Source organism: Pseudomonas sp. KB_12 (assembly GCF_052114545.1).
GTDB lineage: Bacteria > Pseudomonadota > Gammaproteobacteria > Pseudomonadales > Pseudomonadaceae > Aquipseudomonas > Aquipseudomonas brassicacearum.
Genome location: NZ_JBFREY010000006.1, coordinates 90,310 through 112,887, shown reverse-complemented (window position 1 = coordinate 112,887; position 22,578 = coordinate 90,310). Strand labels below are relative to the sequence as shown.

Sequence of the window (22,578 nt, the reverse complement as noted above, 5' to 3'; positions counted from 1 at the left end):
AAAACCTGGCTTAATTTGGTTTTTCTGGGGTTCTCATGGGCTAAAAGATATGGTTCCATATGTTTAAGCAAGCCGAGATCGCATTCATCCGAACCCAGGAGCACTTCAATCATGAGTCACTTGACCCGAGCAGAATGGGAAGCCAGAGCCAAGGCGCTGGACATCGAGGGCCGTGCCTTTATCGACGGGCGATACAGGCCTGCCAGTTCAGGCGCTACCTTTGAATGCGTGAGTCCTGTGGACGGGCGATTGTTGGGCCTGGTTGCAAGTTGCGATGCCGCGGACGCCGAGCTGGCGGTGACCAGCGCCCGGGCGGCATTCGACTCCGGCGTTTGGTCGCGTCAGGCACCGGCAGTGCGCAAGGCGGTCATGCTGCGTTTTTCCGACCTCTTGCAGTCTCACGCCGAAGAGCTGGCACTGCTGGAAACGCTGGACATGGGCAAACCGATCGCCGACTCGCTGGCGGTCGACCTGCCCGGCGCCATCGATAGCATTCGCTGGTGCGGGGAGGCCATCGACAAGATCTACGATGAGGTGGCCGCGACGGCGGTAGATCAGCTCGGGCTGGTGACGCGGGAGCCGGTCGGGGTGGTCGCTGCCATCGTGCCGTGGAATTTCCCGTTGATGATGGCTTCGTGGAAATTGGGGCCGGCATTGGCGACCGGCAACTCGGTGATTCTCAAGCCTTCAGAGCGTTCGCCGCTGACGGCTATTCGTATCGCACAGATTGCCCTGGAAGCAGGGTTGCCGGTCGGTGTGCTCAATGTGCTGCCAGGCTATGGACACACGGTGGGCAAGGCCCTGGCCTTGCACGGTGACGTTGATGCGCTGGCGTTTACCGGTTCCACCCGAGTGGCCAAGCAACTTCTCGTGTATGCGGGCGAGTCGAACATGAAGCGGGTTTGGCTGGAGGCGGGGGGGAAGAGTCCGAACATTGTCTTCGCAGATGCCCCAGATCTACAGGCAGCCGCCGAAGCGGCAGCGGCCGCCATTGCTTTCAACCAGGGCGAGGTGTGCACCGCCGGTTCACGTTTGCTCGTCCAGGCTTCCATCAAGGCGCACTTCGTGCCGATGGTGGTCGAGGCTTTAAAAGGCTGGAAGCCAGGCCATCCGCTGGATCCCGACACCAATGTCGGTGCGCTGGTGGACGCGCGCCACCTGGAAGGGGTGTTGCAACACATTCGGCAAGGACAGGATCAAGGCGCCCAGTTGTTGCTGGGAGGGCGCGTGGCATTGGAGCAAACCGGCGGCAGCTACGTGGAGCCGACACTGTTCGACAATGTCAGCAACTCGATGACAATTGCCCGGGAAGAGATTTTCGGCCCGGTGCTGTCGGTGATCGAATTCGACGAAGCCGAGGATGCCGTGCGCATCGCCAACGACACGCCTTACGGGCTGGCTGCAGCCGTCTGGACGGCCAACCTGTCGCGCGCCCACACCATGGCCCGCGCACTTCGCGCCGGAAGTGTCTGGGTCAACCTGTATGACGGCGGCGACATGATGGCGCCGTTCGGTGGCTACAAGCAGTCCGGTAATGGCCGCGACAAATCCCTGCATGCCTTCGATAAATACACCGAGATCAAGGCCACCTGGATACAGCTCTGAGGCATTTCTGGTGAACCACGTTACGGGTGGAATGGTTCTGCCTGCTTGACGCTTACTCAACGAATTCCTTTTTGAAGGATGGCGCAATGAACAGCTCAATAAGCTCCACGGCAGCCGTGGACCAGGACGCGGAGCAACTCCGTGCCCTCGGGTACACCTCGAGTTTCGAACGTAGCATGAGCCTGTGGCAGAACTTTGCCCTCGGGTTCACCTACCTATCGCCGGTAGTCGGCGTCTACACATTGTTCGGCCTGTGCCTGGCAACGGGCGGGCCGCCCATGTTCTGGTCCTACCTGCTGGTGGGGTTCGGGCAAATGCTGGTGTGCCTGATTTTTTGCGAAGTGGTGTCCCAATATCCCATCTCCGGCGGTGTCTATCCGTGGGCCCGTCGCCTGGTGGGGAAAAAATGGGCCTGGATGGTCGGCTGGATCTACGCTATCTCCCTGTGCGTGACCATTGCTGCCGTAGCCCTGGGCGCCGGTCCCTACATTGCCAACCTGTTGGGTTTCGAGCCGTCGCCGGTCACCAATACCTTGGTCGCGCTGGTCCTGACCGCTACTGCGACGGTGTTGAACCTGAGCGGCACCAAGCTGCTGGCGCGGGTGGCTATGTTCGGCTTTCTGTGTGAGCTGGTCGGGGCGTTGTTGATCGGCGGCTATTTGCTGATTTTTGAGCGTCACCAGTCCTTGAGCGTGTTGTTCGACACGTTCGATATCTCCATCGATGGGGAGTACTGGCCGGCCTTCCTGGCCGCATCACTGGCCGGGATGTTCCTTTACTACGGTTTTGAAGCGTGCGGCGATGTGGCCGAGGAAACGCCCAATCCCAGCCGCCAAGTCCCCAAGGCCATGCGAATGACGATCTGGATCGGCGGTGCCGCGTCGATCTTTGCCGCCCTGGCCTTGATCCTGGCCGTGCCTGATATTGCCGCCGTTGTTTCCGGCCAGGACAAGGACCCCATGGCCACGATATTCGGCGCGGCGTTCGGTCCGGTCATGTCGCGGGTGGTCATGGCGGTGATCACGGTTTCGTTCGTTTCCTGTGTGCTGAGCTTGCAGGCATCCGCCAGCCGCTTGTTGTATGCCTACGCCCGAGACGAGATGCTCATGGGCAGTGGCGTACTGAAGAAAATCTCCCCGGCCACCCATGTGCCGACCGCCGCCCTGATGGTCTGCGGGGTGCTGCCGGCGATCATCGTGTGTGTCGGTTTCTATCTTCAGAACGCCATCGCGCTGGTGGTGAGTTTTGCCGCCATCGGTATCTACCTGGCATTCCAGATGATCGTCGGGGGTGTGATGTACGCCCGTCTCCGGGGCTGGACACCCAATGGCCAGTTCACCTTGGGACGTTGGGGCTGGCCGGTGAACATCGCTGCGCTCTGCTATGGCTTGTTCGCCATCGTCAATATGTCCTGGCCGCGTATGCCAGACGCGCCGTGGTATGTGAACTACGGCATCGTGTTGGTTGGCGCCATCGTGATCTTCGTCGGCCTCGTCTACATGGTCCTGTTTCGCCCCTACGAGAAAGGTACCGCCCCGGCTTCCGATGCCTGGAAAAAAACCTAAGCGACATGACGGCCTGCCGCCGGGCGCGGCAGGCAAATCCTCTGATGAGAAAAGGGTGAACGCTATGACGTCTCGAATCCATTCGATGCTGTTTGGGTTGCTCCTGATTCTGGCCAGCCATGGGGTTCTGGCAGCCAGTCAAAACGATACCCTGGGTGTGATCCATGACTATATGAAAGCTTGGAACGCTCGCGATGCGGAGGCTGCGGCGAAGTACTTCACCGAGGACGGCGAGTTCCTCGACGCCTCGGTGGGGACACCGCAGGTCGGCCGGGAAAATGCCAAGACCCAGGTGATCGAAGTGTTCATGCACGCAGTGCCGGATCTGCAATGGACGATGCTGGGCGAGCCGATCGTCAACGGTGAAAGCATTGCCTTCGAATGGGAATTCAAGGGACACAATACCGGGCCTTGGAGCACCGAGACGCCGGCCACCCAGCGCCCCCTCAGCTTCAAGGGGGTGAGTTTCATCCGGCTCAAGGAGGGCAAGATTATCACGCAGCACGACTACTATGACGCCCTGGGTTTCAACAAGCAGCTCGGCTGGTAGATCAATGTTCCCGCCGCGAGAGCTGTAGCAACAAACCAGGCTCGGCTCTCCTGGCTGAGAGCGTCCAGCCGTGGGCTTGGGCGATTTCCTGGCAGATCGTCAAGCCCAGGCCGGCGCCATGGTCGCGGCGATGGGCCCCGCGCCAGAAGCGAATGAACAGGTGTGGCAGTTGCTCCCGCTCCACCCCGGGGCCCCAGTCTCGTACGCTCAGGTGATCCGCGCCGATGTCCACTCGAACCTCTGTGCCCCGAGGGGCGTGTTGGATGGCGTTTTCCAGCAGGTTCTTCAACAAGGTGAAGAGGGCGCTGCGATCCGCCTGCCATGGGTCAGCAGAGGCAGCGTTCTGCGCCAGCACCAAGCGTACCTCGGCGGCTTCGGCCATGCGCTGCAAATAGTCGCTGGCTTCCCTCGCGACATCGGCCGGTTCGACTTCGGCAAACAGGTAGTTCTGGGCCTCACTGGCTTCGGTGAGGAGCAGCAGTTGCTGGACTTGACGGGTCATGTGGGCGACATCGTTGAGCAGCGCGTTGCGATCGTGGCTGTCCTCCATCAATTCGATTTGTGCGCGTATCAGCGCCAGCGGTGTCTTGAGTTCGTGCGCCGCGGTCGCCAGAAACTCCTGCTGGGTCCGGTAGCCATTTTCCAGGCGCTGGAGGACCCGATTGAAACTGTCCACCAGTGGCACGACTTCGGACGGTACGCTGGTGACCTGCAAGCGTGAATGCAGGGAACGAGGCGAAATGGCCGCGGCCGACTCGGACACCTCGCGCAAGGGTCTGAGCGTATAGCCCAGGGTGATATAGGCACAGGCGGCAAAGACGAAGAGCAGCACCAGGCTGAACAGGACGATACCGGCGCCCATGAATGGCAACGCGAATGCACCATGGAAGAGGTCCATCAGCCGTTCGCTGACGGCAAGTTGCAGGAACCAGGTCTTGCCGTCGTGTTCGACCGGCGCGGTGGCGCCATACATCAGGATGCCCTGGCGCTCGAACTTGAACTGTTCGTGCTCTGAAGGACGCACCGCGGTGCTTGCAGGCCAGAAGGTTGCTTCGGTGGACGTCAGGACCACGTTTGCCGAGGCGTCCAGCACGCGGTATCCGATGTCTTGCGGCATGCTTTCATAGGTCCAGATTCGATCGGCCTCGCTGCGATCGAATCCGACCGGGCGGCCGGCAGGATCGAACTGGAGTTTCTCCGCCAGCTCCTGGGTGCGTTCGGCCATGTTCATGACCAGCAGGATGTCGCTCTGGGAGGTGACCAGGGCCAGCGCCGTCAATACGATCAGCAGGATGCTCAGCGCCACGCCAGCAATATAGGCCAGCAGCACTTTGAATCTGAGGCTACTCAGCCACGTCGACCTGGCGCAGCGCATAACCAAGACCTCGCAAGTTGACAATGCGTTGGCGGGAACCGATGGCAAGCAGCTTGCGGCGGATACGGTGAAGGGCCACGTCCAGGGCGTTCGGCGTGACCGCCTCGCTCAAGCCCCAGCCTGCTGCCTCTATCGTCTGACGGCGGACGATCTCCCCAGGTTTGCGCAACAGCAGCAACATGATCTGCATTTCCGCTGGCGCCATGGCAATGCTTTCATTGGCACACCACATGCTGCCGGTGTCGGGTTGCAGGCTCAGGTCGCCATGGCTGGGCGCCAGTGGGCGACAGTCCACGGGGCGTCGCAGCAACGCTCGCACGCGCGCGACCATTTCATCCATGGCAAAGGGCTTGGGCAGATAGTCATCCGCGCCGGCATCGAGCCCCTGTACCCGATCATGCAGGGCATCCCGCGCCATGAGCACCAGGCACGGGATGCCTAGCCCGGCGCTGCGCAGACGCTTCAACAGGACGAGCCCGTCGCCGTCCGGCAACCCGCGATCGAGGATCAGCGCCTGGTAGGGAACACGCTGGATGGCCGACCACGCGCCATCCATGCGGTTGATCACATCGACGGCGATCCCCGCATTCGCCAGGCCCGTGCAGACCAGATGCGCCAATCGTTCGTGGTCCTCGACCAGCAGAATGCGGCTCATCAGAAGCGGTACAGGTAGCCGAACAGCGCGCTGTTTTCGGTAGAGCTGTCTACCAGCGGGCTGTCCTTGATCTCACTGGCGAGGCTCGTCGCTTTGATATCGAGGAACAGGGCGTGGTGTTTATCGAACATGTAGTTTCCCCGGACGCTAAATTCGGTATTGAGGGCAAACTTGCCATCATAGGCCGCACGATCGATGCAGGCCTCACTGTCGCGCACGCCAAAATAATAATCGACGTATTTTTTGTCCTGCCACATCGCCGTGACTTGGGGTGTGAGCGTGATGTGTTCGCCGACCCGCCAGGTCCGCTTCAGGCCCACGTTGAAGCGTTGCCCCTTGCTGTTGCCCGACACGTCCGACAGCCACTCGGCGCGCACGTCCACCAGACCGGTGTGCCACTCCACTTTGGCCCCCGCCCAGAAGCTGCTTTTGCGGTCGCTCATGCCATCGAAGACCCGCGCGTCGTCAGCGTCGTAGCCACTGAAGTCGTACTGGCCCATGAGGCTGAAATCGATTTGCTGGGTGTCGCCGATCTCGAGTTGTGACAGTTTGACCTCGGCGTTTGGGCCGAACACCCGTAGGTATTCGTTCTCGAAGTAGATCAGCGGTATCGCCTTGTTGTCACGATCGATGCCGGTATAGGGCTGCTGGCTGCTTAATGCGCCGACCCCCAGTCCCCAGGACGAAGACGGTTCGGCGTTATCAGACTCGGCCGCCTGTGCGGCCATTGCTGAAATGGCCACGGCGAGCAGGAACACACTCGGGATTGTCGAAACGGCTAAGCGCAAAGGCATTGAGTTCTCCAACAGGACAGGATGAATGCACGCTCATCGTCGAGAACTTTCTCTTACCGAATACTTACCGTTATTTGTCGAATGCTTGATCTTGATCAAGGCAAAGACAAATTCCAGCCCCCCGGGCGGATATAAGTGCCAAGCAATGCAATATCGGGCGTGATGGCCATTTGGTATTGCGTTAAGATCGTTCAGGATCAGCGTGTATAACAGCGGTTTTACAATAAGTTCACGCGTCACTAATTCAGTATGAAATGAGGCTTGAACGGAAATGCTCAGGAATGCACCGCTGCGTCTGAAACTTTTATTGATACTGCTTCTTCCCTTATTGGGGTTTCTCACCTTGGCCGGGGTCTTTGTAGTGGATAACTACAAGACACTACGCGATATGAACACCACTGTGACTGCCAGCGCCACGGCGCAGAAGTTGAGTCAGCTGATTACCGTATTGCAGCGCGAGCGCGGAGCCAGTGGGGTCTTCCTGGGCAGTGGCGGCAAGTCCATGGGTGAACGGATGTCCCAGGCGCGCCAGGATGCCAATACCTCGGTCGAGGTGGTGCGCCGGTTGTCTGCGTCGGGAAGCACGCAATTGGACAATGTCCTGCGGGCATTGGACGCGTTGCCGACCATTCGCGGGCAAGTTGATAAGTTGAGTATTAGCAGCACCGAGTCGGGTGTTCGTTATACCGAGATCATTCAAACGCTCATGGGTTACACCCACTCTCTGGAAGCAACGATCAACAACGCCACCATTGTCCATGCGCTCGGTGCCCTTAATCAGTTTATCGAGATGAAAGAGCGGGCCGGACGTGAACGGGTGGTACTCGGTCTGGTGTTCAGCCAGGACCATTTCGATGAGACGTTATTGTCACGCTTTAGCCGCAATCTCGGCGAGTTCTCCGCTTATTCCGACGGGTTCCGTCGCAAGGCCCAGCCAGGATTACTTCAACAATTGACTGATCAAATGCTGAAACCCGCTGCGGTTGCAGTCGACAAGTTGCAACGCCTGGCATTCGAGGTGCCATTGGGGCAGCCGCTGGGCATCAAGCCCGAGGCCTGGTTTGAACTCTCCACTCAACGCATCGACATGATGAGCCAGGTGGAACAAGCCCTGGGTGAAAGCGTCAGTCGCCTGGCGACACATGAGCGCGATGAAGCAAACCGTGCATTGTGGCTGACCATTGGCGCGGTCGTCGTGGCATTGCTTGCGGTGACGGTGCTGTCGTATGTGATCATCCGCATGATCGATTCGGCGGTGCGCGATGTGAACCGCGTCCTGAATGACTTGGCCCAGCGTGATCTCACTGCCAGGGCCACCTATGACGGCCGGGATGAGTTCGGCCAGATCTCGCGAAACCTCAACCGCATGGCGCAAGAGATCAGCGGGGTCGTGCAGGAAATCGGCAATGCCACGGCGCAAGTGGCAACCGCGGCGCAAGAGTCTTCCACGGTGACGGTCCAGACCAGTGAGAGTGTCGAGCAGCAGCGCCAAGGCACTGAGCTGGTGGCCACCGCGATCAATCAGATGAGCGCCACGGTGCGCGAGGTGGCGCAAAGTACCAACGACGCTGCGCACATGTCGCAACAGGTCAATATCAGTACGGCTCAAGGTCGGGTGGAGATCGAAAGTACCATCGGCTTGATTCGCCAATTGTCCGCGCAAGCCGAAGAGACCGCGGGGATCATTGGTGATCTCAAGCTGGAAAGCGACGCCATTTCCTCGGTGCTCGACGTGATTCGCGGCATTGCCGAACAGACCAATCTGCTTGCGCTCAATGCGGCCATCGAAGCGGCGCGAGCTGGTGACCATGGTCGCGGGTTTGCAGTGGTCGCGTCCGAGGTGCGCACCCTGGCGCAAAAGACCCAAGAGTCCACGGGCAACATTCAACAGATGATCAGCAACCTGCAGGCCGGCTCCGATCGTGCGGCCCTGTCCATGCAGCAGACCTTGGGCAAGGCCCAGGATGGCGCGAGCAAAGTCGAGCGAGCGGGCGAGTTGTTGGTGGAGATCGCCGAAGGCGTGGCGACGATCAGCGACCGCAACATTCAGATCGCCTCCGCTGCAGAAGAGCAGAGCGCGGTGTCCGAGGATATCAATCGCAATGTGAACGAGATCAATGATCTGGTAATCCAGGTGAGCGCCGGTGCCGAGCAGACGGCAATCACCAGCCAGGAACTCGCGCGCCTGGCCGAGTACCAGCAACAGTTGGTCAGTCGTTTCAAGGTGGCTTAGGTTGCCGCGGTATTTGTGACGGTGTGGTAGAACAGTGTCGTCGTGATGATGCTTCAGCCAACGTAGCCCGGGCCTTTAACGAAAAGGCCCGGATTTGTTCCATACGTTCCGGGATCAGAATTTTTTCGGCACGGGCAGGGGCCGGTCGATACAGCCATGGTCGGGAGCGCGTCGCGCCGGCAAGGGCACCAGCGAAACCAATTCCTCTTCGACGATCTGATTGCTCATGGCCAATTCCAGCTCGGGGCAGTCAATGCTGAGCCAGTCACCGTGCTGGAGCGGCACATTCGCGGTGCGATGGCTCAAGCTGTGAAACACGTAATGAACCAGCCCAGGCTCGAGAAACTGCTCATGTTTCTCCAGGAACTCTTCTGAGTATCGGCGCAAACTCTGCCAGCGATGCAAACTCATCCGGTGGTGACTTGCCGTCAAGGGTTGGCCGTCGCGTTCTATCTGGACATTGATGGCCAAGTCAGCCTGCAATTCCCCCACGATCAATGCCGGGGCAACCGCACAGGTACGCAAGTGCGCATGCGTTGAAGAAATGGCGTCACGACTGTGCAATACATGATCGTGAATATCGTTGCCCAGGGTAAAACCAATGAAGCGCAGCGCGCCAAACGGGTCGACCCAATAGAGGCAGACAATGCACGGCTCGCTACTGATGCTTTGCGAATGATAAGGCACCTGCAAAGGATCGCCGTCGGTCTTGAGCAGTCGGCCGTTACCTTTGTAATACCAGGCTTGTTCTGTCTTGGCGGTACAGAGCGTGATTTCGCTGATCTGGACCAATAAGTTGTTATCGGGCTTGAGCGGCGGTCGGTATTTCACCGCCGCAGGCGTAAGCGGGTAGGGTGTGGACGGCAGGTCCTTGAGATAGGACTCCCAGTCCACATTCCGATCCGCGCAATGGGTCAGGGCTTCATAGAGATTTCCCTGGGGTGGACGCACCTCTCGGCTTTGCCCGGACTTGAAGTCAAATACGCCGAGGCCTCCTCGCGGCACTGGAGAGTCCAGCAACATCACATAATGGGTCATCATTTATCCTCCAGGGTCAAGCGTGCGGACAGAGGGACGTAGTCCTTGAGTCCGTTGAAAGCCGGGTTTGCCTCTTTGAGCCGCAAGGACAGCAAGCCCCCCGTGATACTTCCGGCCAGTGCCAGGAACAGAATCGCGGTAAGTCCCCACGTCATCGCGATGTAGCCGGCGACGACAGGCGCGACGCCCCCTCCAAGAATCTCTCCGCAGCCCACCACCAGGCCCGTCGCGGTGGCCAATAAACTGGGCGGTACTGATTCGCTGGTCAGTGGACCGACCGTCATGCAGATCAGGCTGAAGTTGATAAAGGACAAGAAAAATAATTGAAGGAACAGTAGCCAGGGCAACGGTGGGCTGATGATCAATAGACCCACCAACAGCGCGCTGATCATGAAGCAGATGGAGACCACGGGTTTGCGACCCAGTTGGTCGGACAAGCCGGGAATGACCAGTTGGCCAAAAAAACCACCCAGGCCAATTGCGGAAATGATCATGGCCATGGAGAAATTGCTCAGGTGCAGAATGTCTGTCAGGTAGCTAGGGAGCAGGGCGCACAGAACGAACTGGCACGTCAGTATGCAAAGCATCAAGGCAATATTGAGCCGCACATTCCCGCTGGACAGGGCCGTCCTCCACTGGCTTTTGGAGGTGTGGACAATCGACGCCGTGCTGGGCGCCTGGGTCGGTTGGTAGGTTCTATAGAGGTACCAGGCCACTAACAGGCCGGGTAACGAAATGATGGCGAATACGGCGCGCCAGGATCCGAACATTTCCAGCAAGACGCCCGCCAGCAGCGGTCCGAGGCACAGGCCGATGATGGGGAACAAGGCCTGTTGAATCCCTAGATTGAGTCCGCGCCGGGAAGGCTGCGAGACTTCATCGGTGACAATGATACTGACCGGAGTGAAGGCTCCTTCGCAGACGCCCATCAAGGCGCGCAAGAGCACCAGGCCCACCAGGCTGGTGATCAATGCAGACGCACCGGCCAGGAGCGATAGCAGGGTGATCGACAGCACCAGCAACTTCTTGGGGCCCAGTACCCTGATGGCGGCGCCCATGAACAGGGCAGAGCCTCCCCATGCAAATGCCAGGATGGCCGACAACATGCTCAAGTCCTGATAGTCCAGGGCCAAGTCACGCATGATCACCGGGAACAGCGGCATGATAATGAACCTGTCCAGTCCTACCAGCCCGAAGCTCAGCGACAGAAGCGTAATCATGCGTCTTTCATAGCCGCCCCAAGGTCGAGCGACCAGATATTTCATCTCCATGTTCCTTTCCCTTCTTTCCCTAGCGCTTTCGAAGCCCTCTCGAGCGAGGCGAACGCCTGCGATCCATGCGCCAGCAACCAGGGGCAGGTGTGCCCCTGGCTGGGTGCCGGTGTTTTATCGGTCTGTCAGGCGACCCACTTGCCCACGGCCATTTCAGCGGTGAAACCGGGGCCGAAGGCCGCCAGCATGCCAGTCGCGCCATCGACAAGCCCGCTGTCAAACTGGCGCTTGAGCACATCGAAGACCACCACGCTGGCGATGTTCCCGGCTTCGCTCAAGCTGTCGCGAGACTGCGCGACCCGACCGGGATCCAGGTCCAGTTGCAGGACCAGTTCATCAAGAATTTTCCGTCCGCCGGTATGGAAGATGAAAAAGTCATTTTGAGCGCAATGTTGATTGAAGGTCTCGTAGTTCAATTCCTCCATCATCGGTGCGACATCTTTAATGGAGTTCATGACGGCCTTGTCCAGGGTAAAGTGAAAGCCACTGTCCTTAACGTCGTACTTGATGTAGTGCTCGCTATCAGGCAGGAAGTAAGAACCGGTCTTGGCGATCTTGAAACCAGGCGCCTTGTCATCGGCGCGCATGACGCAGGCCGATACGGCATCGCCGAACAACGCCGCCGATATGAACGCGTGCAACTTGGTGTCCTGGGGTTGATAGCAGAGCGACGAGAACTCCAGGGAGACGATGAGGACATGGTTGTCCGGCGCCCGGCTGGCAAAATCATTGGCTCGGTTGATCGCCGCAGCGCCTGCCACGCAGCCCAATTGAGCGATGGGCAGTTGCACGGTCGACGTTCGCAGGCCCAGGTCATTGATCAGGTGGGCCGTCAGTGAAGGCATCATGAAACCGGTGCACGATGTCACCGCGACCATGCGAATGTCGTCGGTGGTCAGCCCGGCATTCTCAATGGCTTGGCGCGCCGCGATGGACGACATGCGGCGGGCTTCGCGCTCATAAACGATGCTGCGGTGGGTGAAGCCGGTGTGCACCGCCAGTTCATCGATAGGCAGGACCAAATGCCGTTCGTTGACCTGTGTGTTTTGAATCATTCGTTTGGCAAGTGCCATTCGTGGATGATCATCGTGCAACTGCTCTAGATGCTCGATCATTTGTTGCTGGGTGATCTTGTGTTGCGGAAACAACAGACTGGGTTTGCAAAGAGTAGACATGACAAGTCCTCGGCTAGAAGCCAATAAAGTTAGAAGCACATTTAAGGCAATGACTGCAAAGCAGGACTCTGAAAGACAGAATCAAAGCAGCGGGCTGGGAGGCCAAAAACTTGACTGTTGTTATCGAAAGAGCGGGGTGTTGCGGACGTCTTGTTGGTTATTTCACCAAGACAAACTTATAGGCATATTGCCAGGCCAAGTTGCTTTCCCGGACATGTTTGCGAATAACCATGCGCACAGGCGCACCGCTGACGACTTGCCGGGGATCGGTGACATCAACGATTTCCGAGGCAATCACCAGGCCATCATCCAGGCGCACCATCGCCATGAAGCGAGGCACGGTTTCGCCATAACCCATGGCTGCCAGTATCGGATTCTCCGCATGAGCGCTGACTTGGATCGTGCCGGTGCGTGCGCAGCGATACGGTTCCACATTCAACGAATTGCACGCGCCGCAGACGGTGCGCCGAGGGAAGAAAATTTCTTCGCAATCCTGGCAACGGCTGCCTTCGAGACGGTATTTACCGCCATGCTCGCGCCATTCGCGCAACATGCTGGCGGTGGTCATGCGGTGAATCTGTTCAGGGTAAAGGGACATGGTCGGCTCCTTAATCGTTGGAAAGCACAATGACGCTGTTGTGCGCGGCGTAACCGCCCAGGTTTTGCGAGACGCCAATACGGGCGCCTTTGACTTGGTTGTTGGACTCGCCGCGAAGCTGTCGGAACAATTCAGTAATGTGCAAAATCCCATCGCAACCGGAGGCGTGGCCGCGTCCGATGTTGCCGCCGTCAGTGTTCAGGGGAAGTTGCCCATCAAGGGCTATGCCGCCTTCCAAGACGAAGTCGCCTGCCTGGCCTGGACCACATACGCCCATGGACTCCATTTGAATCAACCCGGCGCCCAGCAAGTCGTAGACTTGCGCCACATCGATATCCTTTGCAGTGATGCCGGCTTTTTTGTAGGCGATTTCGGCGCAGGCCATCGAGTTGGCGGAAACCGCCATGCCTACATCTTTTGGCAGCCCCGGAAATTGCAGCGTCGGGTTGTGATAGCGCGTGCCGAAATAGTGCGATACGCCGGTGTAGGCGCAGCCACGGATAAATACCGGTTGGGTGGTGTAACGGTGCGCAAGGTGTTCGGCCACCAGGATGGCGCAACCGCTGGCTTCACCCCAGGCCAACATCGAGCCACACGCTTCGCTACTCTTGAGCGCTTCGAGGGACGGAATCGGCACGCCATAGCGGGTAGCCGTGGGAGTGTTATGGGCATAGATACGCATCTGCCGCCCAAACGTTGCCAATACATCCGCTTCGCGTCCTGCATAACCGAACTTTTCAAAATACTCGGCGGTCGCCAGGGCGAAGGCGTCTGTGTGTGAGATGCCGAGAAAATAATCGTATTCACATTCAGTGCTGGAGCCAATGTACTCGGCGTAGTTGATGTGGTCGGTCATTTTTTCGAAGCCGCCGCACAGGACGATGTCGTATTCACCTGAGGCGACCATTTGGTGGGCCATCTGGAAAGACACCGAACTGCTGGTGCAGTTGGCAGTACTCATGAACGTGGGGGCAGGGCTGATACCCAGGGCATCGGAAATGGTCGGGCCCAGGCCTCCGTATTCAGAAATGCCTTCACCGTGGTAGCCATAGGCAACTGCCTGGAGTTCGCGGGGATGCATCTTGATGGCGTTGAGCGCTTGGTAGGCGGACTCGACGATCATCTCCTTGAAAGTCTGACGAACTCTGGAACTGCCAGGCTTAGGGGTATAGGCAGCCGAAACGATAGCAACGCGTCGTGCGCTCATAAAAAAGTGCTCCTTGCTGGATGGATTGGAATCAGAGATAGGCCGTCAGGGCATAGTCGGGCCGCAAGTATTTGAACTCGTACTTGATCGACGTCCCGTAATCCACGTAGTACTTATCCTCCAGCAGCGTGCGCAGCGGAACGTTGGTCTTTTGATAGGCTTCGATGGCATCGGTGACGGTCAAGGCAATGGCATCGCTGCCCGCACCAAACCCGTAGGAAACCACCAGGATTCTTTCGCCGGGACGCGCTTGATCGAGGACGCTGACCAAGCCCAGCAAAGGGCTCGCTGCCCCGGCATCGCCGACACTCTGGGCATAGATGCCAGGTTCGATTTGCGCCGTCGTGAATCCCAGGTGCTTGCCGAGAGAGTAGGGGGTCGACACCAGGTTCTGTTGGAAGACGACATAATCGAAATCACCGGCCTGCGCATGGATCTTGGCCATCAATCCCGAGGCAGCACGGCGAGTCTGGTCTTCAAGGCCGATGCTGTTCTTGTCCGAGCCCAGCCCCATTCCCGACCGGATATAGCGGTCCCCTTGAGGCCTGATGTTGTCAGCGACATCCGCCGCGCAAGAAAAACTTGCGTCAAAATGCGCGATCACATTTTCGGTACCCAACAGCAGGGCAGCGGCGCCTGCTCCGGCGTAGGACTCTGTCAAATCACCGGGGGCGGTGTTGCGGTTGATCGTATCGGCGCCCACCGCCAACGCGTTGCCCACCATGCCCGATGCTACCAGGGCGTATGCAATCTGAAGGGCGCTGGTGCCTGATTTGCCGGCAAACTGTACGTCTGCGCAAAAGGCGTCGTAGCCGCAGCCAAGCATTTCCAGGATGATCGCGGCCGAGGCCCGGGAGTCATATGGATTGGTGCAGGTGCCAAGATAAAGCGCTTCAAGGGAACAAGGCGGTGCTTTGTCCAGTGCGCGCTGGGCGGCGAGGACACCCAAGGTAATGACGTCTTCATCAGGCTGCAGCACAGCCCTTTCGAGAACGCCCAGTTGACCCTTTACCAAGCTCAAATCGGTGTTTTTCCACACCTGGATCACGTCGTCCACCTTGAGCCGGCAGACCGGGATGCCCGCGCCATAGCTCACAATTCCTACTTTATTCATGTGTACATCCTCCAGATTCCGTTCTTTCACCTGCTGGCAGAAAGCCGTGACAGGTGCATGAAATATTTAGAAACTATCTATTGGTGCTCGCAAAGTGATAAATGGCGGTCCCATGCCTCATAAATCGGCAGGTCCAAGTGACAGAACCTACCGGTCAACCTATGAACAATAGGCTTGTTTTCGTACAATCATTATGTATGATACGAAACGTACCGTATCGTTAAGGTAGCGTTAAAAATTTATGACTTTCCTTCTCATGTCTCCCTATATAGAGGTAATAAGCGCTCAAGAGACCCCCTGCTAAGCAGAAGCTGAGATCAAATAAACATACAAAACGAAACGATCCGTTTCATTGCTTTTCGAGAGAATCCTATACCCTGAGTCTCTTTTGTCAAGCGCCATATTGGAGATTTTGATTTATGGCCCGTAAACCATCTCGGAGCTCCATTGGCTCATTGAGGAGCCCTCACACGCACAAAGCGATCATCATTTCTGCCATAGAAACCCTCAAGGAGTGCGGTTACTCGGGGCTGAGCATCGAGGCGGTGGCCCGTCGCGCTGGCGCGAGCAAACCGACAATCTACCGGTGGTGGGGTAACAAGGCAGCCTTGATCGCCGAGGTCTACGAGAGTGAAAGCGAGCAGATTCGCAAGGAGCCTGATAAAGGCTCTTTCAAGGAGAACCTCAATTTCTTGCTGCTCAATCTCTGGAAGGTCTGGCGAGAAACAATTTGCGGGGAGGCTTTTCGGTGTGTCATCGCTGAGGCGCAACTCGATCCCTGCACGCTGCCCAAACTGAAAGATGAATTCATGGAGCGACGTAGGGAGTTGCCCCGCAAGCTGGTGGAAAATGCTATTCAGCAGGGCGAGTTGCCCAAGGACACGTCGCGTGAATTGCTCCTGGACATGATCTTTGGGTTTTGCTGGTACCGGCTGTTGACCGAGCAGTTGGAGGTGGAAGCAGATATCAATGAGTTCACGACACTTCTGCTGAACGGGGCAATGCGCTCGACTTCGGCGGCGGTTCAAGACGCCGCCGAAGCCTGATTATCGGGAGGGGATGCGCTTATTTCGTGCCGCTGAATCGTGCATGAAGGCTCGGCAGGATGCTGGCCAGGTGGTTGAACTCACACAAGTCATGCACCGCAAATTCATAAGCCAGGGTTTCCAGCTCCACTTCTCCCAGGCCGTTTTCTTCCAGTAGCCGAGCGGCTCGCTCGGCGCCTGGAAAACGCTGCATGGCAGGGTGGCTGCCGACCCAGTAACGGCTCGTCAGGTACAAACCCTCCGGACATTCCTTGAACAAGTGCGCCATCAGCGACACCGGCACTTGCGGCTCGTGGGCCAGGCTCATCAAGGCGCTGACGCTGCCGTCTATTTTGGATTCGCGATACAGGTCCGGACAGAAGCCCAGTTCGCAGGGGTCCCTGAAATCAATGTGCAGGTGCATGAGGCGGTCACCGACGTACTCGGAGGCGCAAAAGGTATTGCCGTACAAGCGCTCCTCGAAGCTCAGGGTATCGTCCAGGAGGCGCTCGTGATGAACGCAGGGGTTCTCCACATGGGCATAAGGAAACCACAGGGTGTAGCGTTCAGCCTCCAGTGGATGCCACATGAACCACCACTTGAGCATTTCAGCGGTGCAGTTGGGGAAAAACTTGCGACTTTGCACGTAGGCCATCGGCCCAGGCAGCAGGGCGTATCCGGCCTCTTCGCTAATGAAATCAGCGGCGAGCATGCGGTTAAGGTCTTCCACGCTGGGCGTCAAGGTGTCAGCCAAGGGCATGGGGCCTTGCTGTATCTTTTCGACGGCGCTGAGCGGCACGCTGATCTTCGAGCGGAAAAAGTCGGCGTAGGGTTTGCCTTGGATGGCCCGCTGATTGGCCAGGAACTGCTTCTGCATTGGCAATGAGAAGTAGGTGAAAGGTGTCATTACGCGCGCTTCCATGACGGTATTTCCTTGGTAGTGCGTGAAAAGCCCGCAGCATCGGCTGCGAAGTCCTCGCGCGGTGTTGTAAAGGGACAATGACGGGACCAAAATAGGTAGGCTGAAATAAAAAGTCAAATTTGAATTAGAACTATAAAGAGATGAGCTCATGGACAATGCCATTGGCAAGCCTTCCCTGCCTCGTGCTTCGCGACTCGATGGGCAGGCAACGCGGCTGCAGATTCTGGAAAAGGCGGGTGAGTTGTTTGCCGAACAAGGGTTGGCCAACACCACCAGCAAGCAGATTTGCGAACGTTCGCAAGCCAACAGTGCGGCGGTGAATTATCACTTCGTAAACAAAGAGGGCCTGTACCGTGCGGTATTGCTCGAAGCCCACGCCCGGTTGGTGCGGATGGAAACTCTGGTTTCGCTTAACGAGCGGCCCGGCTCGCCGCAAGACAAATTACGTGCCCTCATCACCGTGCTGGTCGAGCGCCTGCACGACCATCCGGATGGCTGGGCGCTGAAAGTGCTCACGCGCGAAGTGCTTTCGCCTTCTCCCGAGTTCGAGGTGGTACTCAAGGAACAATCGTTTCCCAAGGCGCACATACTGCGTGGCTTGCTTGGGCAAATCATGAACTTGCCAGCGGATCACCCGACAACCTTGCGCAGCGCCATCAGCGTCTTCGCCCCCTGTCTTTTTCTGCTGATAGCCCACCAGCCGTTAAAGCGGCATGTGCTGCAAGGCTTGAGTCTCGAGCCGCAGGGTTTGATCGACCACATGATGAGCTATGCCCTTGGTGGGCTCCAGGCAGTGGCGGCGACTGCGCACGACGCTGCAAGCTGACGCTCCATGGTTATTGGGGGCTACCGATGGCGACGGGTGCCGTCACAGTAGCCAACGGGGAGCGCGATGCGTCGTTGATGCTCCACAGGCGCTATTGTCCTTTGGCAGGCAGCCCCATCTTCGCCAGCGTCAGCGTTTCATCCGCGCGCCCCCATCCGCCGTCTGCCACCTCTTCGACCAGCACCATGGTGAACGGACGGACTCCCTCGCCGAAGTACTCGACGAACATTTCTGTGGTGCGATGGATGATCTCTTCTTTGCGAGCGTGGTCCAGGATCCCTTCGGGGAATTTGTAGTTGGCAAATGGCATGGATCGACTCCGTGGGTGTGAGAAAGATGCGGCAGGGCGAAGGCCCCTGGCGCGCATCTTTCTCCTTTGCGCCCTTGGAATAAATCCCTCTGGGTTGGCATCAGCATTCAACGTACGTGAACAATCGTCCGTCTGGACTCAGTGCGAATGACGCGGCTCACCACTACGAGCAATCACGCGCAGATGCAACGTCGCCGGCTCCAGGCAGCCCCCCGTGGAAAGCTGTCCCACCAGTTGCCGGTACAGTTCCTGCCAAGGTGTTTGTGACGGCGGGATATTCGGTATCCACTCGAGTCGGCGCTGGGCCATCTCGGCGTCGTCGATCAGCAGGTTCACGGTGCGGGTATTGAGGTCCACTTTCAGCCGGTCGTTGGTTTTCAGCAACGCCAGGCCGCCACCCACGGCCGCTTCCGGGGACATGTTGAGGATCGATGGGCTCGCCGAGGTGCCGCTCTGGCGACCGTCGCCGAGGCAGGGCAGGGAGTCGATGCCTTGCTTGATCAACGCCGCCGGCGGGGCCATGTTCACCACTTCGGCGCTGCCGGGGTAACCCACGGTGCCAACGCCACGGATGACCAGGATGCAGCGCTCGTCGATGTCCAGCGCCGGGTCGTCGATGCGGGCGTGGTAGTCCTCCGGTCCTTCGAACACGATGGCCCGGGCTTCAAAGCTGTTCTCGGCGCCGGGCTCGGACAGGTAGGTCTTGCGAAACGCCTCGCCCACCACCGACATCTTCATGATCGCGCTGTCGAAGAAATTGCCGCTGAGCACGATGAAACCAGCGCGGTGCTTGAGCGGGGTGTCGAAGGGATGGATCACATCGGCGTTGCTGGTCAGGCTGTTGCTGACGATTTCGCCGATGGTCTTGCCGCTGACCGTGGCGCAGTCCTCGTGCAGGCGTCCGGCTTTTTGCAGTTCGTGCATGACCGCTGGTACGCCGCCGGCCCGATGGAACCCTTCACCCAGGTACTTGCCCGCTGGCATGCAATTGACCAGCAGCGGCACGTCCTCGCCAATCCGTTGCCAGTCGTCCAGGCTCAGTTCGACGCCCATGTGTCGGGCGATGGCGATCAGGTGCGGCGGGCAGTTGCTCGAAGCGCCGAGTGCCGAGGCGACGGCGACGGCGTTCTCGAAGGCCTGGCGGGTCATGATCTGTGAGGGGCGTATGTCTTGCAGCACCAGGTCGCAGATGCGCTTGCCGGTGGCATAAGCCATTTGCCCGCGCTCGCGATAGGGCGCCGGGATGCTCGCGCAACCGGGCAACGACATGCCCAGGGCTTCGGCCAGGGCGTTCATCGACAAGGCGGTGCCCATGGTGTTGCAGTGCCCCACCGACGGCGATGCCGCGGTGGTCATTTCCATGAAGCCTTCGTAATCGATCTCGCCGGCGGCCATCAGGTTGCGCGCATGCCAGAGTACGGTGCCGGAACCAATCAGTTCGCCCTTGTGGTGACCGTCGAGCATCGGCCCGCCGGACAGGACAATGGCCGGCAGGTCGGTGGTTGCCGCCGCCATCAGGCAGGCCGGGGTGGTCTTGTCGCAGCCGGTGGTGAGCACCACGCCATCCAATGGATAGCCATGAAGAATCTCCACCAGCCCCAGGTAGGCCAGGTTGCGGTCCAGCGCGGCAGTGGGGCGCCGCGATTGTTCAGCGATCGGGTGCACCGGGAATTCCATGGGGATGCCACCGGCATCACGGATGCCGGCCTTGACCCGTTGTGCCAGTTCCAGGTGATGACGGTTGCAGGGCGTCAGGTCGCTGCCGGTCTGGGCGATGCCGATGATCGGGCGTCCCGATTGCAGCTCTTCGCGGGTCATGCCGTAGTTCATGTAGCGTTCGACATACAGGGCGGTCATGTCCGCGTGGGCAGGGTCATTGAACCATTGCTCGCTGCGCAGGCGGCGTTTTGGCGTGTCACTCATGATTCATTTCTCTCTTGTAATTGGATGAATCGTTCACGGTCGCGGCGTTTTAGCGCTCCAGCAGCCCGCGGGCGCCAAGGTTACGCAGCAAGGCGCTGACGCCAAAGGTCCAGGGGGCGGCGTCGCAGCTGTGGGTCACCTGGTTATGCAGGCTTCCGAGCAGCGGGCTGCTGATGCTGACCACGTCCCCGCGTTTGTGGGTGAAACCACTGCCGGCATGATCACGGTCTTCGGTGGGGGCGAACAGGGTACCGAGAAACAGTACAAACCCGTCCGGGTATTGGTGATTGGCGTTGAGCGTCTGGTCTGCCAGGTCCTGCGGGTCACGGCTGATCTGGCTCATGGAACTCGAACCGTGCAGGCGGTAGCCGTCTTCGCCCTGTACCTTAAGATCGACCACGCAGGTGCGGACGTCATCCAGGCTGAAGTGTTCGTCAAACAGGCGAATGAACGGCCCAATGGCGCAGGAGGCGTTGTTGTCCTTGGCCTTGCTCAGCAACAGTGCGCTGCGGCCTTCGAAATCCCGCAGGTTGACGTCGTTGCCCAGGCTGGCGCCGAGGATCTGGCCCCGGCTGTTCACGGCCAGCACCACTTCGGGCTCCGGGTTGTTCCATTGCGAGCCGGGGTGAATGCCGATGCGGCTGCCGCTGCCCACGGCGGCCAGGACCGGTGCCTTGGTGAAGATTTCCGCATCCGGGCCGATGCCGACCTCCAGGTACTGCGACCACATGCCCTGTTCGATGAGCAGGGCCTTCAGGCGCATGGCTTGCTCGGAGCCCGGCACGATCGCGCGCAGATTGTCGCCGATCACGCTGTGCACGGTGGCGCGCACGGCTTCGGCCTTCGCCGCGTCGCCGCCGGCCTGTTCCTCGATCACCCGCTCGATCATGCTGGCGGCGAAGGTCACGCCGGCGGCCTTGATCACTTGCAAGTCCAGTGGCGGCAACAGCGACGGCTTGCTCGGGTCGGCATCATGGCCGGTGTTGGCCAGCAGGGCTTCGACACTGGCGATGAAGGTGCCGGGCGTCTGTCGCACGGCGGCCAGCGGCGATTCGGTTTCCAGCAGATCGCTCAACGTCGCAAAACGATCCGAGAGATCGAACACACCGTCGCTGCGCAACGCAATGGGCGAAGGCCCGGCGATTCGGCCTGGCACCCAGGCACGACCAATCAGGGTTCCGGCCACGCCATCGACGGGCAGGGTGTTCTCGGGAGTAAGCAGTAGCGACATGGCAAGTCTTCCTGTTCGTAAAGCCTTCACGCTAGGGTGGCCGCTCGATAAACTCCAATGAGATATATTCAGTATTTGATAACGTCGGGTTATCACCGGCCTGAGGAATCGCCATGTCAGATCTGTCCTTCTCCAGCTTCTGTGGCTGGCTCAAATTCCGCCACTTGCTGCTGATCGACACGTTGGGGCGCACCCGCAACATGCACCTGGCGGCGCAGCAGATGAACCTCAGCCAGCCGGCGATCAGCAAGATGCTCAAGGAAATCGAAAGCCTGCTCGGCTTTGCTTTATTCGAGCGATTGCCTCGGAGCATGCCGCCTACGGCTTTGGGCGAACACGTACTGCGGTATGCACAGATTGCCTTGAATGATGCACGCTCGTTCGTCGAACAAATCAGCAGCTTGCGCGAGGGAGGCCACGGCTTTCTCAAGGTCGGAGGGATCTTTGCCGCCACTGCGGTGGCTTTGCCCGAGGCGATCCTGCAGATCAAGCAGCGCTGGCCGTTGCTGTCGATTGAAGTGGTGGAGCAGACCAGTAACCACCTGATGGAGATGCTTGAAGAGAAGACGCTCGACCTGGCGGTGGCCCGTTTTACCGATCAAAGCCAGCAGCAGCGCTATGACTTCCAGCCGTTGGCCCCGGAGCCGTTCTGCATCGTGGTCAACCATCGCCATCCGTTGGCCGGCGCGGGCCCGGTCTCCTTGCAGCAACTGGTGGACTTGCCGTGGATTCTCTATCCGGTCGGCACGCCGATTCGCGCACGCATGGAGCTGGCGTTCGCCGAGGCCGGGGTGGGAATGCCGCGCAACACCATCGACACCATTTCCATGCAGACCTTCCTCCAGGTGCTGCAACGCGGGCCCATGATTGGCATGCTGCCCAATGCGATGGTCGATCCGCTGCTCGAAAGCGGTCAGCTCAAGACGCTCGATACCCCGTTGCACCTGGTGCCGCAGGACTACGGCATCCTCACGCGCAAGGATGAGCCGTTGGTGGGCGCGGCGCTGGAGTTCGCCGAGATCCTCAAGGACAACGCGCGCATGAGCGGTTGAATGTGCCGCCGCCATCGCGAGCAAGCTCGCTCCCACTAGGGGCTGCGGTTCACCTGAATTCTGCAGTTGCTGAAGATCCAGTGTGGGAGCGAGCTTGCTCGCGATAGCG

Annotated in this window: 20 protein-coding genes; 7 read left to right on the top strand and 13 right to left on the bottom strand. The window is 59.0% G+C overall.

Going from position 1 to position 22,578, the window contains the following annotated elements; all coding sequences use genetic code 11:
* The first annotated feature begins 111 nt into the window (after nucleotides 1-111).
* The 3 genes from AB4Z20_RS05230 (at nucleotide 112) to AB4Z20_RS05220 (ending at nucleotide 3,720) form a co-directional block, all read left to right on the top strand.
* Entirely contained in the window at nucleotides 112-1,605 is a 1,494-nt protein-coding gene (locus AB4Z20_RS05230; RefSeq protein WP_053187504.1) for an aldehyde dehydrogenase, read from the top strand.
* 86 nt (nucleotides 1,606-1,691) lie between these two features.
* Nucleotides 1,692-3,170: an APC family permease gene (locus AB4Z20_RS05225; protein ID WP_038859754.1), complete on the top strand. Its 1,479-nt coding sequence runs from the start codon at nucleotides 1,692-1,694 to the stop codon at nucleotides 3,168-3,170.
* Between the two features lie 64 nt (nucleotides 3,171-3,234).
* The gene (locus tag AB4Z20_RS05220; protein WP_032833219.1) at nucleotides 3,235-3,720 is read left to right on the top strand and encodes an ester cyclase; all 486 of its coding nucleotides are present in this window, start codon (nucleotides 3,235-3,237) and stop codon (nucleotides 3,718-3,720) included.
* Nucleotide 3,721: 1 nt separating this feature from the next.
* Here the strand turns inward: AB4Z20_RS05220 and AB4Z20_RS05215 are convergent, their stop codons facing one another.
* Genes AB4Z20_RS05215 through AB4Z20_RS05205 form a run of 3 tightly spaced genes read right to left on the bottom strand, consistent with a single transcriptional unit; the run spans nucleotide 3,722 to nucleotide 6,508 of the window.
* Complete coding sequence (locus tag AB4Z20_RS05215; protein ID WP_320390293.1) at nucleotides 3,722-5,050, bottom strand: sensor histidine kinase; 1,329 nt, start codon at nucleotides 5,048-5,050, stop codon at nucleotides 3,722-3,724.
* A 13-nt stretch (nucleotides 5,051-5,063) separates the two neighbouring features.
* Nucleotides 5,064-5,750 carry a response regulator transcription factor gene (locus tag AB4Z20_RS05210; RefSeq protein WP_442089463.1) on the bottom strand — a complete coding sequence of 229 codons (687 nt, stop codon included), beginning with the start codon at nucleotides 5,748-5,750 and terminating at the stop codon, nucleotides 5,064-5,066.
* On the bottom strand, nucleotides 5,750-6,508 hold the full coding sequence (locus AB4Z20_RS05205) for a MipA/OmpV family protein (protein ID WP_442089462.1): 759 nt from the start codon (nucleotides 6,506-6,508) through the stop codon (nucleotides 5,750-5,752). Before AB4Z20_RS05205 ends, AB4Z20_RS05210 begins: the two co-directional genes overlap by 1 nt.
* 307 nt (nucleotides 6,509-6,815) lie before the next feature.
* Here AB4Z20_RS05205 and AB4Z20_RS05200 point away from each other — a divergent pair, with 307 nt between their 5' ends.
* A complete protein-coding gene (locus AB4Z20_RS05200) occupies nucleotides 6,816-8,777 on the top strand; it encodes a methyl-accepting chemotaxis protein (protein ID WP_003200736.1) in 1,962 nt (653 codons plus the stop codon).
* A 114-nt stretch (nucleotides 8,778-8,891) separates the two neighbouring features.
* Here the strand turns inward: AB4Z20_RS05200 and AB4Z20_RS05195 are convergent, their stop codons facing one another.
* From AB4Z20_RS05195 to AB4Z20_RS05170, 6 genes are all read right to left on the bottom strand, one after another.
* Nucleotides 8,892-9,818, bottom strand: a complete 927-nt coding sequence (locus AB4Z20_RS05195; RefSeq protein WP_258690928.1) for a fumarylacetoacetate hydrolase — start codon at nucleotides 9,816-9,818, stop codon at nucleotides 8,892-8,894.
* Nucleotides 9,815-11,080, bottom strand: coding sequence for an MFS transporter (locus AB4Z20_RS05190; RefSeq protein ID WP_253473730.1), 1,266 nt, complete (start codon nucleotides 11,078-11,080; stop codon nucleotides 9,815-9,817). Before AB4Z20_RS05190 ends, AB4Z20_RS05195 begins: the two co-directional genes overlap by 4 nt.
* A 131-nt stretch (nucleotides 11,081-11,211) precedes the next feature.
* Nucleotides 11,212-12,261 (bottom strand): type III polyketide synthase, encoded by a 1,050-nt coding sequence (locus AB4Z20_RS05185; protein WP_253473732.1) that lies wholly within the window; start codon nucleotides 12,259-12,261, stop codon nucleotides 11,212-11,214.
* 157 nt (nucleotides 12,262-12,418) lie between these two features.
* Entirely contained in the window at nucleotides 12,419-12,859 is a 441-nt protein-coding gene (locus AB4Z20_RS05180; RefSeq protein ID WP_013693033.1) for a Zn-ribbon domain-containing OB-fold protein, read from the bottom strand.
* A gap of 10 nt (nucleotides 12,860-12,869) precedes the next feature.
* Nucleotides 12,870-14,066, bottom strand: coding sequence for a thiolase family protein (locus tag AB4Z20_RS05175; protein WP_057447984.1), 1,197 nt, complete (start codon nucleotides 14,064-14,066; stop codon nucleotides 12,870-12,872).
* Between the two features lie 31 nt (nucleotides 14,067-14,097).
* Entirely contained in the window at nucleotides 14,098-15,180 is a 1,083-nt protein-coding gene (locus tag AB4Z20_RS05170) for a hydroxymethylglutaryl-CoA synthase (RefSeq protein ID WP_253473736.1), read from the bottom strand.
* 419 nt (nucleotides 15,181-15,599) lie between these two features.
* Between AB4Z20_RS05170 and AB4Z20_RS05165 the strand changes: the two genes are divergently transcribed.
* The gene (locus AB4Z20_RS05165) at nucleotides 15,600-16,226 is read left to right on the top strand and encodes a TetR/AcrR family transcriptional regulator (RefSeq protein WP_018600489.1); all 627 of its coding nucleotides are present in this window, start codon (nucleotides 15,600-15,602) and stop codon (nucleotides 16,224-16,226) included.
* 19 nt (nucleotides 16,227-16,245) lie between these two features.
* Here the strand turns inward: AB4Z20_RS05165 and phlG are convergent, their stop codons facing one another.
* Nucleotides 16,246-17,127 carry a 2,4-diacetylphloroglucinol hydrolase gene (gene phlG, locus AB4Z20_RS05160; RefSeq protein WP_018600491.1) on the bottom strand — a complete coding sequence of 294 codons (882 nt, stop codon included), beginning with the start codon at nucleotides 17,125-17,127 and terminating at the stop codon, nucleotides 16,246-16,248.
* Nucleotides 17,128-17,275: 148 nt separating this feature from the next.
* On the opposite strand from phlG, the gene AB4Z20_RS05155 reads away from it, so the two are divergent.
* Complete coding sequence (locus tag AB4Z20_RS05155) at nucleotides 17,276-17,953, top strand: TetR/AcrR family transcriptional regulator (RefSeq protein ID WP_253473738.1); 678 nt, start codon at nucleotides 17,276-17,278, stop codon at nucleotides 17,951-17,953.
* A gap of 91 nt (nucleotides 17,954-18,044) precedes the next feature.
* Here the strand turns inward: AB4Z20_RS05155 and AB4Z20_RS05150 are convergent, their stop codons facing one another.
* The 3 genes from AB4Z20_RS05150 to AB4Z20_RS05140 form a co-directional block, all read right to left on the bottom strand.
* On the bottom strand, nucleotides 18,045-18,263 hold the full coding sequence (locus AB4Z20_RS05150) for a tautomerase family protein (protein WP_003200762.1): 219 nt from the start codon (nucleotides 18,261-18,263) through the stop codon (nucleotides 18,045-18,047).
* Between the two features lie 138 nt (nucleotides 18,264-18,401).
* Entirely contained in the window at nucleotides 18,402-20,186 is a 1,785-nt protein-coding gene (locus tag AB4Z20_RS05145) for an IlvD/Edd family dehydratase (protein WP_442089461.1), read from the bottom strand.
* A gap of 49 nt (nucleotides 20,187-20,235) precedes the next feature.
* Nucleotides 20,236-21,417 (bottom strand): fumarylacetoacetate hydrolase family protein, encoded by a 1,182-nt coding sequence (locus AB4Z20_RS05140; RefSeq protein WP_442089460.1) that lies wholly within the window; start codon nucleotides 21,415-21,417, stop codon nucleotides 20,236-20,238.
* 113 nt (nucleotides 21,418-21,530) lie between these two features.
* On the opposite strand from AB4Z20_RS05140, the gene AB4Z20_RS05135 reads away from it, so the two are divergent.
* Nucleotides 21,531-22,469, top strand: coding sequence for a LysR family transcriptional regulator (locus AB4Z20_RS05135; protein WP_214509284.1), 939 nt, complete (start codon nucleotides 21,531-21,533; stop codon nucleotides 22,467-22,469).
* The last annotated feature ends 109 nt before the right edge of the window (nucleotides 22,470-22,578 follow it).

Excerpts from the sequence above, each read along its gene's own strand:
- AB4Z20_RS05170 (WP_253473736.1), bottom strand. The coding sequence starts at position 15,180 with ATGAATAAAGTAGGAATTGTGAGCTATGGCGCGGGCATCCCGGTCTGC.
- AB4Z20_RS05195 (WP_258690928.1), bottom strand. The coding sequence starts at position 9,818 with ATGATGACCCATTATGTGATGTTGCTGGACTCTCCAGTGCCGCGAGGA.
- AB4Z20_RS05155 (WP_253473738.1), top strand. The coding sequence starts at position 17,276 with ATGGACAATGCCATTGGCAAGCCTTCCCTGCCTCGTGCTTCGCGACTC.
- AB4Z20_RS05190 (WP_253473730.1), bottom strand. The coding sequence starts at position 11,080 with ATGAAATATCTGGTCGCTCGACCTTGGGGCGGCTATGAAAGACGCATG.
- AB4Z20_RS05180 (WP_013693033.1), bottom strand. The coding sequence starts at position 12,859 with ATGTCCCTTTACCCTGAACAGATTCACCGCATGACCACCGCCAGCATG.
- AB4Z20_RS05165 (WP_018600489.1), top strand. The coding sequence starts at position 15,600 with ATGGCCCGTAAACCATCTCGGAGCTCCATTGGCTCATTGAGGAGCCCT.
- AB4Z20_RS05145 (WP_442089461.1), bottom strand. The coding sequence starts at position 20,186 with ATGAGTGACACGCCAAAACGCCGCCTGCGCAGCGAGCAATGGTTCAAT.
- AB4Z20_RS05185 (WP_253473732.1), bottom strand. The coding sequence starts at position 12,261 with ATGTCTACTCTTTGCAAACCCAGTCTGTTGTTTCCGCAACACAAGATC.
- AB4Z20_RS05225 (WP_038859754.1), top strand. The coding sequence starts at position 1,692 with ATGAACAGCTCAATAAGCTCCACGGCAGCCGTGGACCAGGACGCGGAG.
- AB4Z20_RS05210 (WP_442089463.1), bottom strand. The coding sequence starts at position 5,750 with ATGAGCCGCATTCTGCTGGTCGAGGACCACGAACGATTGGCGCATCTG.
- AB4Z20_RS05135 (WP_214509284.1), top strand. The coding sequence starts at position 21,531 with ATGTCAGATCTGTCCTTCTCCAGCTTCTGTGGCTGGCTCAAATTCCGC.
- AB4Z20_RS05150 (WP_003200762.1), bottom strand. The coding sequence starts at position 18,263 with ATGCCATTTGCCAACTACAAATTCCCCGAAGGGATCCTGGACCACGCT.
- AB4Z20_RS05230 (WP_053187504.1), top strand. The coding sequence starts at position 112 with ATGAGTCACTTGACCCGAGCAGAATGGGAAGCCAGAGCCAAGGCGCTG.
- AB4Z20_RS05175 (WP_057447984.1), bottom strand. The coding sequence starts at position 14,066 with ATGAGCGCACGACGCGTTGCTATCGTTTCGGCTGCCTATACCCCTAAG.
- AB4Z20_RS05220 (WP_032833219.1), top strand. The coding sequence starts at position 3,235 with ATGACGTCTCGAATCCATTCGATGCTGTTTGGGTTGCTCCTGATTCTG.
- phlG (WP_018600491.1), bottom strand. The coding sequence starts at position 17,127 with ATGGAAGCGCGCGTAATGACACCTTTCACCTACTTCTCATTGCCAATG.
- AB4Z20_RS05200 (WP_003200736.1), top strand. The coding sequence starts at position 6,816 with ATGCTCAGGAATGCACCGCTGCGTCTGAAACTTTTATTGATACTGCTT.
- AB4Z20_RS05140 (WP_442089460.1), bottom strand. The coding sequence starts at position 21,417 with ATGTCGCTACTGCTTACTCCCGAGAACACCCTGCCCGTCGATGGCGTG.